Source organism: Aneurinibacillus terranovensis DSM 18919, from assembly GCF_000430625.1.
Taxonomy (GTDB): domain Bacteria; phylum Bacillota; class Bacilli; order Aneurinibacillales; family Aneurinibacillaceae; genus Aneurinibacillus_B; species Aneurinibacillus_B terranovensis.
In genome coordinates this window covers 1-13,085 of the sequence record NZ_AUMJ01000057.1, presented here as the reverse complement: position 1 = coordinate 13,085, position 13,085 = coordinate 1, and the positions used below count along the sequence as shown (strand labels likewise).

At 42.9% G+C, this 13,085-nt stretch carries 14 protein-coding genes; 8 read left to right on the top strand and 6 right to left on the bottom strand.

Annotated elements, in window-relative coordinates; genetic code table 11:
* Positions 1-96 precede the first annotated feature (96 nt).
* The 3 genes from H525_RS0110840 (at position 97) to H525_RS29160 (ending at position 2,342) form a co-directional block, all read left to right on the top strand.
* Positions 97-1,686, top strand: coding sequence for a methyl-accepting chemotaxis protein (locus H525_RS0110840; RefSeq protein ID WP_027416234.1), 1,590 nt, complete (start codon positions 97-99; stop codon positions 1,684-1,686).
* A gap of 96 nt (positions 1,687-1,782) precedes the next feature.
* Positions 1,783-1,917: a hypothetical protein gene (locus H525_RS28975; RefSeq protein WP_281172605.1), complete on the top strand. Its 135-nt coding sequence runs from the start codon at positions 1,783-1,785 to the stop codon at positions 1,915-1,917.
* The gene (locus H525_RS29160) at positions 1,917-2,342 is read left to right on the top strand and encodes a hypothetical protein (RefSeq protein WP_035100694.1); all 426 of its coding nucleotides are present in this window, start codon (positions 1,917-1,919) and stop codon (positions 2,340-2,342) included. Before H525_RS28975 ends, H525_RS29160 begins: the two co-directional genes overlap by 1 nt.
* 108 nt (positions 2,343-2,450) lie before the next feature.
* Here the strand turns inward: H525_RS29160 and H525_RS29155 are convergent, their stop codons facing one another.
* Positions 2,451-2,750 carry a glycerophosphodiester phosphodiesterase family protein gene (locus tag H525_RS29155; RefSeq protein WP_051330968.1) on the bottom strand — a complete coding sequence of 100 codons (300 nt, stop codon included), beginning with the start codon at positions 2,748-2,750 and terminating at the stop codon, positions 2,451-2,453.
* Between the two features lie 213 nt (positions 2,751-2,963).
* On the opposite strand from H525_RS29155, the gene H525_RS0110825 reads away from it, so the two are divergent.
* The 3 genes from H525_RS0110825 (at position 2,964) to H525_RS0110815 (ending at position 6,227) form a co-directional block, all read left to right on the top strand.
* Positions 2,964-3,935 (top strand): MBL fold metallo-hydrolase, encoded by a 972-nt coding sequence (locus tag H525_RS0110825; RefSeq protein ID WP_051330967.1) that lies wholly within the window; start codon positions 2,964-2,966, stop codon positions 3,933-3,935.
* 428 nt (positions 3,936-4,363) lie between these two features.
* Positions 4,364-5,047 (top strand): hypothetical protein, encoded by a 684-nt coding sequence (locus tag H525_RS0110820; RefSeq protein WP_027416232.1) that lies wholly within the window; start codon positions 4,364-4,366, stop codon positions 5,045-5,047.
* A 184-nt stretch (positions 5,048-5,231) separates the two neighbouring features.
* Complete coding sequence (locus tag H525_RS0110815) at positions 5,232-6,227, top strand: hypothetical protein (RefSeq protein WP_027416231.1); 996 nt, start codon at positions 5,232-5,234, stop codon at positions 6,225-6,227.
* 277 nt (positions 6,228-6,504) lie between these two features.
* Here H525_RS0110815 and H525_RS0110810 read toward each other — a convergent pair whose 3' ends face one another.
* From H525_RS0110810 to pckA, 3 genes are all read right to left on the bottom strand, one after another.
* Positions 6,505-6,756 carry a hypothetical protein gene (locus H525_RS0110810; protein ID WP_027416230.1) on the bottom strand — a complete coding sequence of 84 codons (252 nt, stop codon included), beginning with the start codon at positions 6,754-6,756 and terminating at the stop codon, positions 6,505-6,507.
* A gap of 127 nt (positions 6,757-6,883) precedes the next feature.
* Positions 6,884-7,072, bottom strand: a complete 189-nt coding sequence (locus H525_RS0110805) for a hypothetical protein (protein ID WP_051330966.1) — start codon at positions 7,070-7,072, stop codon at positions 6,884-6,886.
* A 242-nt stretch (positions 7,073-7,314) separates the two neighbouring features.
* Positions 7,315-8,895 (bottom strand): phosphoenolpyruvate carboxykinase (ATP), encoded by a 1,581-nt coding sequence (gene pckA, locus H525_RS0110800; RefSeq protein ID WP_027416228.1) that lies wholly within the window; start codon positions 8,893-8,895, stop codon positions 7,315-7,317.
* 409 nt (positions 8,896-9,304) lie between these two features.
* On the opposite strand from pckA, the gene H525_RS0110795 reads away from it, so the two are divergent.
* Together H525_RS0110795 and H525_RS0110790 are read left to right on the top strand one after the other, a co-directional pair.
* Positions 9,305-9,649: a hypothetical protein gene (locus H525_RS0110795; RefSeq protein ID WP_027416227.1), complete on the top strand. Its 345-nt coding sequence runs from the start codon at positions 9,305-9,307 to the stop codon at positions 9,647-9,649.
* A 62-nt stretch (positions 9,650-9,711) separates the two neighbouring features.
* A complete protein-coding gene (locus H525_RS0110790; protein ID WP_051330965.1) occupies positions 9,712-10,512 on the top strand; it encodes an alpha/beta hydrolase in 801 nt (266 codons plus the stop codon).
* Positions 10,513-10,541: 29 nt separating this feature from the next.
* Here the strand turns inward: H525_RS0110790 and cspD are convergent, their stop codons facing one another.
* Together cspD and typA are read right to left on the bottom strand one after the other, a co-directional pair.
* Complete coding sequence (gene cspD / locus H525_RS0110785) at positions 10,542-10,739, bottom strand: cold-shock protein CspD (protein WP_027416225.1); 198 nt, start codon at positions 10,737-10,739, stop codon at positions 10,542-10,544.
* 100 nt (positions 10,740-10,839) lie between these two features.
* Complete coding sequence (gene typA / locus H525_RS0110780; RefSeq protein WP_027416224.1) at positions 10,840-12,675, bottom strand: translational GTPase TypA; 1,836 nt, start codon at positions 12,673-12,675, stop codon at positions 10,840-10,842.
* Positions 12,676-13,085 lie beyond the last annotated feature (410 nt).

The following is a 13,085-nucleotide window of genomic DNA, read 5'->3' as shown; positions in this document are numbered from 1 at the left end:
CTCGATAGCTAAGTAAATTTCGTACCGTTAGGTACGACTACCTTAGAAGCCCCCACCTCTAAGCGAAGCGTAGGTGGCGGGTAGTTCACAGAAAGCATGCAGGGAAAGACCGTGGTAACCGACCCGTTAATATCAAGGGCTACCAATAAGATGGTTGTTGTCGTGTCAAGTCCGCTTTATCAGGGGAATAAAGTTGTAGGAGTGCTTGGTGGAACGATTCTTGCGGACAAGCTTAGCGAAGTCGTGAAATCACAAAAATTGGGTCAAACAGGATACGCCTATATGTTTAACAACCAGGGAACTGCCATTGCCCACCCTAAAGCAGAATATATTTTGAAGTTTAACTTACATAGCATTGGCAGCAAAGAGTTGTCCGATGCCATTGATCTTACGATGCAGGGAAAGAGCGGGTTTATTGAATATACGTTTGATGGGATCGATAAGTACGCGTTTTACAAAAAATGCAGCCTGGCTGATTGGGGAATCGTCATTACAGCACCGGTGAGTGAGGCAACTTCGCAGATATCTTACCTGGCCAAGCTCTCATTTGTAACAGCGGCGCTTGTTCTTATTTTTACCATTTTTGTTCTTGTCGTTTTCTCTACCCGGCTCGTCCGACCGATTCAACGATTGAGTCAGCTAACCCAGCGGCTTGCGGAAGGTGACCTTACGACAAAAACATTGGTGCATTCCAAAGATGAGGTAGGCCAGCTCAGTCAGTATTTTAATGATATGGTCGACAGCATGCAGGGGCTGCTTCTAAAAGTAAAAGAAGCCTCCCAAAGCTTAAAGGTATCTTCTGAAACCATGGAAATCAGCAGCAAAGAAACAAAGGACGCGGCGGAACAGGTCGCCATCACGATTTCTGACCTTGCCAATGGGACAACCGATATTTCTGTATCCGTTCAGGAAATATCGGGTGAAATCAGTGATATGGTTGACACCATCAAACAAGTGAATATGATTACGAATGAAATGCTCAGCATATTTAATGAAGCGCGCCATACTTCCGAGCTGGGTCAGCTGGAAGCGAAAAATACGATGGATAAAATGACAGAAATAAATGATACGGTAGAACATAACGTTTCGCTGATGCGTGAACTCGGGGAGAAAACAAAAGAAATTAACGAGATAGTCCAATTAATCACCAATATTGCCACACAGACAAACCTGCTTGCCTTGAATGCCAGTATCGAAGCGGCGAGGGCCGGAGAACACGGGAAAGGATTCGCGGTCGTTGCCGAGGAAGTCCGAAAGCTGGCTGAAGAGACCTCACATGCGGCCCGCAACATCGAACAAATCGTTGTGGATACGCAGAAGCAAACGCATCTGGCTATCCGCTCCATTGAAGACGGACAGGGTAATGTCAGCGATGGTGTAAAAATGGTGGAAACAACCGCTCAATCTTTCACGTTAATTAACACGTCCATCGATAAAGCGGTGAAACAGGCGCATGAGCTTGTAAGTTCAATGAATCTGCTTGAAGATAAAAGCGCAAAGGTTGGGGCCAATGTAGAAGCCATCGCCGGTGTAACGGAGGAAGCTTCCGCCGGGGCGCAGCAGGTCAGTGCAGTTAGCCTGGAGCAGGCGGCTGCCTCCCACCAGATTGCCAAAGATGCGGAAGCCCTAAATGAACTGGCAAACACGCTTGAGGAAATAACCAACCAGTTTAAAACCCATCATTAAAAACGGATTGCTTTACGGCATCGTGAAGTTTTACTCTTTCTTTATCAGGGTATGTAATGAATAAATAAATCCCAATACCTGAAAGAAGGAGGATTCATGATGCACAATGAAATGAATACAGTGAATACGATGAATTCAGCAAGTTCCATTAGTGATACAAGTTCGGGTTATGGAAAACTTCTCTTTGGTGTTTTTGCAGGTCGCTTGCCGGAGCTGCCACCGTTCTCCTAATGGATCGAAACGCGCGTTCGAATGTGGCGAGCTCGGCTGTGACAGTCAAAGACTTTACCCTCGATATGGCGAAAGAGTTAAAAAAGGATTCGCAGGGATTTGTGGACAAAATCCAGGAAAAATCGCAGGTAATATCATCTATCGCTCAGGAAGCGTCTAAATCAATCCAGCAGATTGCAGATAAAGCGGTGGAAGCGAAAGACTATTCCGCCGAAGCGATTTCCGTTGCGAAGCAAGCCAAGAAGACACTGCTTTACGATTCGAAACAGGAAAACATCCGATCCGGATGGTTGGTACATATTGTGATTCGGCTGTCGAGTGCTGCCACCTGTCTGATATGCTCCGGCCGGTCTACTGTCCAGGCAACGAATTCAATGCCGCTGTTGATTAGAGGACGAATAAACGGTTCATTTAAATCAAAATAGTTCATGGATAAAACGGCCGCCCCTGTTGCTTCCAATTGTTCGAGGATAAGGACTGGGGTACCGCCTACGCTCGTTTAACTTCAATGTTTAATATTTTTCGGTCTTTAACTAGCTCAGGACTTCCTCCAAGGTTGGGATGGTCTCGCCGGCAAAAGAAGAGCTAAACCATGTACCGGCGTCTAATTTTTTCAGCTCAGTCAATGTATACGATCCGACATAGCCGGTTCCTGTTGTCGTGCGTTCCAGTGTGTAATCGTGGATGACGACGGGTACACCGTCAAGAGACATCTGTACATCGATTTCAATCCCATCAATCGCCGGGTGATAAATGGCTTTCTTGATTGCTGCGAGCGTATTTTCCGGAGCCCTGCCGGACCATCCACGGTGGGCAATACATGCGTTTTTCACAGGGGGAATCCTCCTTTACATAAGGCGAAAAGTTCGGGAAAAAAGATTGCGTGCGTATCCGCAGTCTTTTATTATTACTTACGCTGCTTGTATTACTTTTACAACTTAAAGTTCAATTTATGTGCTATGCATTTCATACGGTATTTACGTAAAGTAATGGTAAAATAGGATAAAGGATAAAAATTTGAAATCGCATAGAGGAGAGACATATACATGGAGAGTGTGTTAAAAAAGTACGGGCTGTACCAGGTAACGGTACCGCTGCCCTTTCGTTTAAACCATGTGCATTGTTATCTGGCAAGAGAGGGAGAAGGGTGGCAGATTATCGATGCGGGATTGAACGAATCGAAGACGAAGGAAGCATGGGCGAAGGCTTTTATTGATTATCAAATAAAGTCGGCAAATGTTAAAAACATCGTGCTTACCCATTATCACCCGGACCATTTTGGCTTTGCGGGAAGCCTGCAGGAGTGGACAGGTGCCACGGTGCAAATGAGCCAGTCGGGACAAGTCCATGCTTTCTCTGTCTGGACGGAGGACAATCTCGCAAAAAACCGGCGCTTGTATCGGAAGGCAGGTTTCCCGGAATCAATGATTGACGCCCTCTCAGCGGATGATCATTCGTTTTACAACAGAGTCCGCCCTTTTCCTTCCATAAACGGTGAAATTGCCGAGGGACAATGGTACCGGATAGGTGAACTAGACTTTCAGGCGATTCATACACCCGGCCATGCTGACGGGCATATGTGTTTCTATAATCATGAAGAAAAAGTCCTGATCGCCGGCGACCATCTTTTAAAAAAAATCACCCCCAATGTTTCATGCCATGGATATGGGGATGAGAACCCGCTTGCCGCGTATTTGCAATCTTTGAAAAAAATTCAGGGATTGCAAATAAAGCTTGTTCTTCCCGGGCACGGTCCGATCTTTACCGATGCTGCGGAGCGGATAAATGAATTGCTGCAGCATCACGAGGAGCGGCTTGCGTTTGTCCTGGAATCCATCAAAGGGGAAATGACAGCTTGGGAAGTGTCCAATGCTCTATTCACAAGGGTGCTAAGCGTGCATGAACAGCGTTTTGCCATAGGGGAAACCCTGTCCCACCTGAATTATTTGGTCGCTGAAGGCAAAATTGCAAGATCTAATGTGGACGGAGAAGATCCTGTGTTGTACCGAGTGCTATAGTAATAAGAACTTTTCTAAAATTTTCAGCCCCACTTTTACATTAAAATAGCCCCAAAAATTAAAGGGCTCCTATCACTTTTTATAATGATAGGAGTCCTTTTTTGAGGTTTGATAATATCGGACTCCACTTTTGGGATAGCCACATCTTTTTTAGTGCTAATATATGAAACCTAGGCCTCGCGGCACAAAAAAGGTGAAGAGACAAAAAATTAAAGATTGTTCAATAAAAACAGGAAATATTCTACTGAATTAATAATATCTAAAATTTAACCAGGTTAATTTCGAGCAGATTTAAATAGGTATTTAGATTATACTATTTTTTTAGAAATTGATTCCAATTACCCGGTTCATTTTATTACTTTTTATGGTAAATTTAATCCATAAAATTCTATCATAAAATAAATTTTCCAAATGGAGAGTGTTTGCAGATGAATTTTAGAAAGTATTTAGCCTTAAGTTTAACTTTAGCAGGATTGATTGCAAATTCTTTATCCGTTTATGCAGCTGAACCTACTACCTCAGAGGAAGCAAAAATGGTTGCTGGGGAAGCAACACCAGCAGAATTTCAAAAGATAAATGATCAACTAACAAAATTGGATCAACAATATTACCTGAAAGACCATGAAAACGTTAAACGACCAGCTAATGTTTTGAAAAGTTTATCGGAAAATAAGCTGGATTTAAGAACAGCACCAGATAGTATCGCGAAAATTTCTGGCGTTCGGGTAGATACGGAGTATAATCCTATCTTAATGTATGCTAGTGATCCTAATTCATGGGGTAGACATTTACTTGGAGATAAAGATACTAGTGGTGGAACATTGTATTTAACAACATATGGTTATGTATCTACATTTACGGATAACGGGTCAACCGGATGCGCCGTACCTTATTACTGGTCAGATGTAAAAAAGGGAGACCCTGTTCGTATTAGAAATTTAGAGAATCAAACTTATGCTATTAGTGCGGGCCGTACTGACTTCGGACCAAATCAAAAATACTATGGAGATCGTATTGTCGATTTAGGTAGTTATTGGAATACTCAACTTCACGGAAATGGTATGAATTACGTTAGAACTTACATACAAATTTTGGGTGGGAATCATTATTAAAATAAAATAAACATCCATAAACTTCGCGTGCACCCGCCAAGGAAGAGTAAATATTAACGCTTAAACCAGGATTTTCAGAAAAAAAGGAATAGAGTTGTTAATATACTGTTAATTTCTTCAAACCAGGAAAAGGAACAGTTCCCCTCCTTTTCCTGGGTAATTTAGATAACTTAAGGAGGGTAAAGTGAAAAAAGTAATAGGAATATTTGTTATTCTTTTATGCTTAACTTTGACTATCATATATAAATATGATGATCAAGAGATGAAAACTAATTCGACTAAGCGGGTAGTAGGTATAGTGTCAGATTCATCAACAAAAGTAAATCAGAATCAAAAAATGGCATGGATTGACCTTACTGAAAAAAGAATAGTAAAAGAACTTCCAATTGACAATATAGGACATGGTCTAGAAGCAACCATTTCTCCAGATAATCAAAAAATGGCAGAAAATAAGTGGGTTAATAGAATGGATTTGAACCTTTTTCTGCTGGATTTACAAAATAACAAGCTAACGCAGTTAACTGGCAATATAAATGGAGAAATAAGCAGAATATCTTGGATTGATGATAATACGATATTATACTGTTTCACTAGTCATAATTCGAAAAAATATGGGTTAGGCATGTATTTGTATACATATAATATTAAAAATAAAACGAACACTCCGTTTTTTAAAAACCAGTCATCTAATTACCGGTATGATACTGTACGATATATTCCTAAACTTAATAAAGTAATCTATGCACAAGGAAAAGCAGACGACTATTTCCTATCAATACCACTCGGGAAAGCAGCATCCAATCAATTATATTGGTGTAATAAAGATGGAACTATGATACAAAAATTAACGGAAATAAAAAATAGAACAATAGGGCGTGTTGTACCGACATATGACAATAAAAATTTGATCATTGAGGCCTATTACGTCCAAAAAAGTGTAGATAAATCGGACCTTTATACTTACAATTTTGAAAGCAAAAAAACCACACTGCTGCTGGCCAGCAGTGAAAAGTATCCAGAACACTGGAATATTATATCTCCTGCATACAATACAGTATGGTTCCGTTCAAAAGGAAAAATTTATGAAATCAATACTGTAAATAAAAACATAAAAGAAGTGAAAATAATGAATATGAAACCAGGAGAAGAGATAGTAAATTTTGATCTAAATCAATCATAAAAAGCATATGAATTGCTGCCTGCTTTTTATAAAGAAATGTAGAAACTCCTGCCTATCTACAGGTATTCCTTTGTGCATACGCACTACTGGCTCTCCGGTTTATTAGTTATGGAAATACAAAAAGAATTCGTGGCTTTATCGGGCTGCAAATAGTTGTGCCGGCGGGATACAGGAAGCCTGTGAGTTTTTTTACGGAGCGTACCGGATTTTATTCGTTAGTAAATAAAAAAAGCGTACCTCGCATGATGAAGCGAGTGTACGCTCTTTATTTTTTCTTCTAAGGAAAGAGAAGTTCGAACACGTTATTATGCTGAAGAATCGTAACGGGTGGATTTTTCGTAAAGAGAACAGCCACTTCCGGCTTGGATTTCATTTTTTCTATGTAATCTTCTGGAACATCTCCCGCATCGGAGACGGTAACGCCTTCGATTTGTTTTTCCTCATTTTCTTCCAGTTGTGTAGTGAGAAGGGTCGGAAGAATATCGGACAACTCTGTAAGGTTGTTGGTATATACAGTTACACACTTCATTAATCATCTATCCTTTCTTATTTAACAATGAACTGTTTACTAGTGTTGACGAGAGGGGATGTAACAATACTGTATGATAAGCTAAAAATCCCCGTATTTATTTGGTCGCCTGAAAAAAAGAAGCGCCTTAATGATACAAGACGCTTCTTTTGGCATTATTGATGGTGGCCTCTACAATTTCAAGGACATCATGCCTGTCGAGATTATGAAGGCCATCCCTTAATACAATAAAAGCATTTAATTCTTCCTTTGTTAATACACGGTGTACTTCGGGCATTACGGTGCTGATAATGGTTGCTAATTTCACAGTTTCCACGGACATCATCACCTCGTTCTATAAGTATGGTGATACATAAAGAACAAATCATGCAAAGGGATTTGATGTTGCCGGGTACGCTATGTGCCCGTGTTTCAGGTATTTGAAAACTAACTTACTAGTAGTATACCACACATTCACTACATTAGCATATGGAATCCTTGTTTAATTTCAAAGAAAAAGCCGGGCCATTAAAAAGCCCGGCTTTTCACGATATTAATGGAGGTGAACAACCATACCTGTTATTTTATTTTAGGAGCTGCATTTTTAATATTTTCCGGCATGTCAGAGAACCGATTGAAATTCTCGATGAACAGAGCGGCGAGTTTCGCGGTATGGGCATCATAAGCCTCTTTATCTTTCCATGTATTTCGCGGGTTAAGAATTTCGGAAGGAACTCCCGGGCAATTCTGCGGCATAAACACTCCGAAAACAGGATGTTCGACAAACTCTTCTTTGTCCAGATCACCGTTGAGTGCGGCTGTAATCATGGCGCGGGTGTAAGGAAGGTTCATGCGTTTTCCAACTCCATACGGTCCACCCGACCAGCCAGTGTTAACAAGATAAACTTTTGCACCATGGGCGTCAATTTTTTCTCCTAACATCTCTGCGTATACACGCGGGGCAAGTGGGAGAAAAGGCTGGCCAAAACATGTAGAGAACGTGGCTTCGGGCTCTGTCACACCCCGCTCTGTGCCGGCTAGTTTACTGGTGTAGCCGGACAGGAAATGAAACATTGCTTGCTCTTTCGTCAGTTTAGAGATTGGGGGCAGCACGCCGAACGCATCCGCAGTCAGGAAGACAACGACATTCGGGTGCCCCGCAACACCGGGAATCAGCGAGTTTGGAATATATTCGATTGGATAAGCGGCACGCGTATTTTCCGTCAGACTTTTATCGTCATAATCCGCCGCCCGAGTCGTTTCATCAAATACAACATTCTCAAGCACGGAACCAAATTTAATCGCGTTGAAAATTTCCGGTTCTTTTTCTTTGGAAAGGTTTATGCATTTTGCGTAGCAGCCGCCTTCAACGTTAAATACACCGTGTTCAGACCATCCATGCTCATCATCCCCGATTAGCATGCGGTCCGGATCAGCGGATAAGGTAGTTTTCCCTGTGCCAGAAAGGCCAAAGAACAGCGCGACATCCCCGTCTTTCCCTTTGTTTGCGGAACAGTGCATCGACAGGACACCTTTTTCCGGCAGAAGATAATTCATGACACTGAAAATAGATTTTTTGATTTCTCCGGCATATTTCGTTCCGCCGATGAGCACAATTTTTTTTTCAAAGTTTAGGATAATGAACGTTTCGGAATTGGTACCATGCACAGCAGGATTTGCTTCGAAATCGGGTGCGCTAACCACGGTAAATTCTGCGTGGTGCGAAGTCAATTCTTCTGTGGTCGGACGAATGAACAATTGATGGGCAAAGAGATTATGCCAGGCGTATTGATTGACAACGCGAATGGGCAGACGATATTCTTTTTGTGCCCCCGCGAATCCGTCAAATACAAAAAGTTCTTTATCTTCAAGGAAGTTCAAGACATCCTGATATAGTTTTTCAAATTTTTCTTCGGAAATCGGCTGGTTTGTAGCTCCCCAATCAATTTTATGATGTACGGAAGGAACGTCCACAATAAACTTATCCTTGGGGGAGCGGCCTGTATATTTTCCGGTTTTAGCCGTAATCGCACCGGTAGACGTGAGTTTGCTCTGGTTGCTCTGGATCGCAAATTCTACAAGCGCTCCGACAGGCAGATTAAAGTGTACATTTCCCGCTGATAAAATCTCTTGTAAATCCTTGTTCATTTTCGTCTCCATTTTTCCTATCCTTTCCTGAAAGCTCATTAATTAATGGTGAGATTTAAATTAATAGTATGTCATTAATAAGGTTATTAGTATGTCTTAATAATAGTATGACTTTCTCTATCGTGCAACAGTTTCCAAGAAATTTAATGAAATTGTCATGAATTTTGGGCCAAGTCATAAGGAGAGGAGAAAGAAAATCACCGCGATTGGAGAAAAAAACGGTATAACAGAGAATATATAGGCATGATGAAGAATATAAATAAATACCGCTGCATACGTTTAGATATTACAAAAAATGCGTAAATTTTTTGTTTTTCAGCACATATTGATTATGGTACGATAGAAACACAATTGAATCATGCATGATGGAATGTTGTCCCTGGTTCTTGTCCCAGTATAACAAGAAGGAGGAAAACAAACAGTGCTAAGAAATAAAGATTTAGCTGGTGTTTCTAAACCCTTGAGTCTGGTGGAAGAAGTTCTATGCAAGCAGGGCTTCAAACGTAAAGGCAGCAAAGAACAGCCTGTTTTCCGGATGAACATGCAGGATGCGGCAACGACAAAGTCTTACGCGTTGGATATTCCTTTTAAGGAAGATGAGAGGTGCGCAGAGCCGAATGTGCGACTGGGGACTCCTTACGTATCTCCAACAGCCTCCGCTTTACGAACGGGTTTTGATGATCACATTCCTCAATCGGTATACTGGGCAGCTGAGAGTAAGATTGCCGAAGTGGTGGATTACTTAACGATGTATGATCATAAATGATATAGAGTAAATGTGTAAAGCCCTCCGTCCTTTGCGGAGGGTTTTTGATTAGGAGGAGTTCCGTGAAAATATTTCAAGAGGTATGGCCCACAGCAGAGGCAAGGGGGACCGTTGTCATTGTGCATGGAGCAGGGGAGTATTTTGCTCGCTATCATTGGCTGGCTCGCGAGCTGAATCAAGCCGGTTACTCGGTAATAGGCGGGGATCTCCCGGGTCTCGGGCGATCAGGGGGGAAAAGAGGCCATATTCAACGGTTTGAAGATTATTATAAAGCGCTTGACCAGTGGCTTCAAACAGCATTTCAGGGCAAACGCCCGTTGTTTCTTCTCGGGCACAGTATGGGTGGACTGATTGTTATTCGCTATATGCAAGAAAAAAAGCCGGACGTTGAAGGCGTCATCCTTTCCTCTCCCTGCCTGGAATTGGCCAGGAATATTCATCCTGTGCTTGCCGCTGTGGCGTCTTTGTTCGATGTTTGCTTGCCATCACTTACGCTTTCGGCCGGTATTGCCGCAGGCGATGTAAGCAGGGATAGGACGATAGCTGAACGCTACGGGAATGACTCGTATATCACGAAACGTGTGAGTGTTCGCTGGTATAAACAGCTGGTGAGGGCTATGAGGTTCGCAAGGCTACAGCAGAATGAGTATCCCGGTGTACGCACGCTGATTATGCAGGCTGGCGCAGACCGCATCGTGAATGCCGCAGCGACGAGAAAATGGTCGCAAGCGTTACCGATTTCCGATAAACAGTATTGGGAGTGGGAGGGACTTTACCATGAGATTTTTAACGAACCGGAGAAGGAAGAAATCGCCCGCTTCATGCTGGATTGGATGGATCAAATAAAGCACCGGCAACACTAAATTGCCGGTGCTTCTTTACCAAAGCTATGTTATAGTTTAACAACGTTCGCAGCTTGAGGTCCACGAGCACCTTCCACGATATCGAATTCAACTTCCTGGCCTTCATCAAGGCTTTTAAAACCTTCTGATTGAATAGCTGAGAAGTGAACGAATACGTCATTTCCGCCTTCTACTTCGATAAAACCAAAACCTTTTTCTGCATTAAACCATTTTACTTTACCTGTCATTGTTGACCTCCTGCGAAACCATTAAATATAGTATACAGTTTATAGTATAACATATTATCACACATTGGACAATTATGAAATCAGATTAAGACCGACTAAATTACACATTTGTGCTAAATTTGGTCTGTTTTGCCGCGCGTTCCCGCTCCGATTTGTTTAAGTGCTTCTTACGCAGACGAATGGACTTAGGAGTTACCTCGCAATATTCATCGTCGTTCAGATATTCCAGTGCTTCTTCGAGTGAAAGGATGCGCGGAGTTTTTAGCTTAACCGTTTCGTCCTTTGTAGCCGAGCGGACGTTGGTGGCATGCTTCTCTTTACAGATGTTGACGACAAGGTCGTTATCACGATTGTGCTCGCCCACGATCATGCCTTCATACACTTCCGTTCCCGGGTTCACGAACAGCGTGCCGCGATCTTCAATGCCGAGCATACCGTACATGGTGGACGTTCCGTTCGCCATCGATACGAGCACACCTGCATGGCGTCCTCCAACATTGCCCGGTACAACAGGGCGGTAGCTGTCAAAGGAATGATTCAGAATTCCGTAGCCGCGAGTTTGCGTAATAAACTCCGTGCGGTATCCGATGAGTCCACGGGATGGAATCATATATTCAAGGCGAACGCTGCCGAAGCCATTATTAATCATGTTGAGCATTTCCGCTTTACGGGCTCCGAGGGATTCCATGACGGGTCCTGTATATTCTTCAGGCACGTCGATGGTCAGGCGCTCGGCAGGCTCCATGCGGACCCCGTCAATTTCACGCACGATAACTTCCGGCTTAGAAACCTGAAGCTCGTACCCTTCCCGGCGCATATTTTCAATCAAAATAGACAGGTGGAGTTCACCGCGACCGGATACGATATAAAGCTCAGGGGTTACCTCTTCGACCCGTAAGCTCACATCTGTTTCCAGCTCCGCATATAAACGGTCACGCAGTTTGCGGGAGGTTACATGCTTTCCTTCGCGGCCGGCAAACGGACTGTTATTTACAAGGAACGACATCTGGAGTGTAGGTTCATCAATCGTAAGCAAAGGAAGTGCTTCCTGTACTTCAAGGTCGGAGACGGTTTCTCCTACATTAATTTCATCCAAACCAGGCACGGCGATAATGTCGCCGGCTTTCGCTTCCTCGATTTCCACCCGCTTCAAGCCGATAAAACCAAACAGCTTATTAATGCGAACTTGTTTAACGCTGCCGTCGCGCTTAATTTGTGCTACGGTGTCCCCTTTGCGAATGGTACCGCGGTGGACACGGCCGATTCCAATCCGTCCGAGATAGTCGTTATAATCCAGCATCGTTACCTGAAATTGCAGGGGAGCGTCAAAGTCACCGGCAGGTCCCGGAATGTGTTCGATGATGCATTCAAAAAGAGCTTTTAAATCTTCATCCTGCTTTTCAGGATCGGTACTTGCTGTGCCATTAATACCTGAAGCGTAAATAACCGGGAAGTCCAGCTGCTCTTCCGTCGCATCGAGATCAATGAAAAGGTCGTATACTTCATCGACCACTTCAGCCGGACGGGCATTTTCGCGGTCAATTTTGTTGATTACAAGGATCGGTGTAACGTTTTGCTCCAGAGCTTTTTTTAATACAAAGCGTGTCTGCGGCATGCAGCCTTCAAACGCATCAACAACAAGCAGCACGCCATCAACCATTTTCATAATCCGTTCGACTTCTCCGCCAAAGTCGGCGTGTCCTGGCGTGTCCATAATATTGATGGTAATATCGTTATACGTGACGGCCGTATTCTTAGCGAGAATGGTGATTCCGCGTTCTCTTTCCAAATCGTTGCTGTCCATCATTCGCTCTTCAATCTTTTCATTGGAGCGGAACGTACCAGACTGGATCAGCATTTTATCTACAAGGGTGGTTTTCCCGTGGTCAACGTGCGCGATAATCGCAATATTACGAAGATCATTTCTTAATTTCATTCAATATAGCTCCTTTATATAGAAAAACTTCAACGTAACGATTATACACCAAAAGTTTCAATATACCTATTTTAATTTGTTATAAGAGCTAATTGCGATGTCCTGCAAGCCGGACAGGACAAGGGCTGAAAGATACAGGAGAAAAATTTTTACCCCCAAAAAAAGCGGAAAAACTTCATTTTCATGTATAAAAGAAAGAGGCAGAGCGAAAATCCACCCCAGCCTCTTTATGGTAGTAAATAGTAAACAGGCGACTCCATCCATGGTAAAATTGAATTGTCGAAAACAATTTTAAGTATCGGAGGGTCGCCTGTTATGGCTATTATACCACAACTCAAGCTGTTTCAGTGGAATGAGATTGCAGTGTTGGGAGATTTGGAACGTCTGCGCTTGGTTTTGGAGTACTTACC

Excerpts from the sequence above, each read along its gene's own strand:
- H525_RS0110825 (WP_051330967.1), top strand. The coding sequence starts at position 2,964 with ATGGAGAGTGTGTTAAAAAAGTACGGGCTGTACCAGGTAACGGTACCG.
- H525_RS29160 (WP_035100694.1), top strand. The coding sequence starts at position 1,917 with ATGGATCGAAACGCGCGTTCGAATGTGGCGAGCTCGGCTGTGACAGTC.
- H525_RS0110840 (WP_027416234.1), top strand. The coding sequence starts at position 97 with ATGCAGGGAAAGACCGTGGTAACCGACCCGTTAATATCAAGGGCTACC.
- H525_RS0110810 (WP_027416230.1), bottom strand. The coding sequence starts at position 6,756 with ATGAAGTGTGTAACTGTATATACCAACAACCTTACAGAGTTGTCCGAT.
- pckA (WP_027416228.1), bottom strand. The coding sequence starts at position 8,895 with ATGGAGACGAAAATGAACAAGGATTTACAAGAGATTTTATCAGCGGGA.
- cspD (WP_027416225.1), bottom strand. The coding sequence starts at position 10,739 with ATGACAGGTAAAGTAAAATGGTTTAATGCAGAAAAAGGTTTTGGTTTT.
- typA (WP_027416224.1), bottom strand. The coding sequence starts at position 12,675 with ATGAAATTAAGAAATGATCTTCGTAATATTGCGATTATCGCGCACGTT.
- H525_RS28975 (WP_281172605.1), top strand. The coding sequence starts at position 1,783 with ATGATGCACAATGAAATGAATACAGTGAATACGATGAATTCAGCAAGT.
- H525_RS0110820 (WP_027416232.1), top strand. The coding sequence starts at position 4,364 with ATGAATTTTAGAAAGTATTTAGCCTTAAGTTTAACTTTAGCAGGATTG.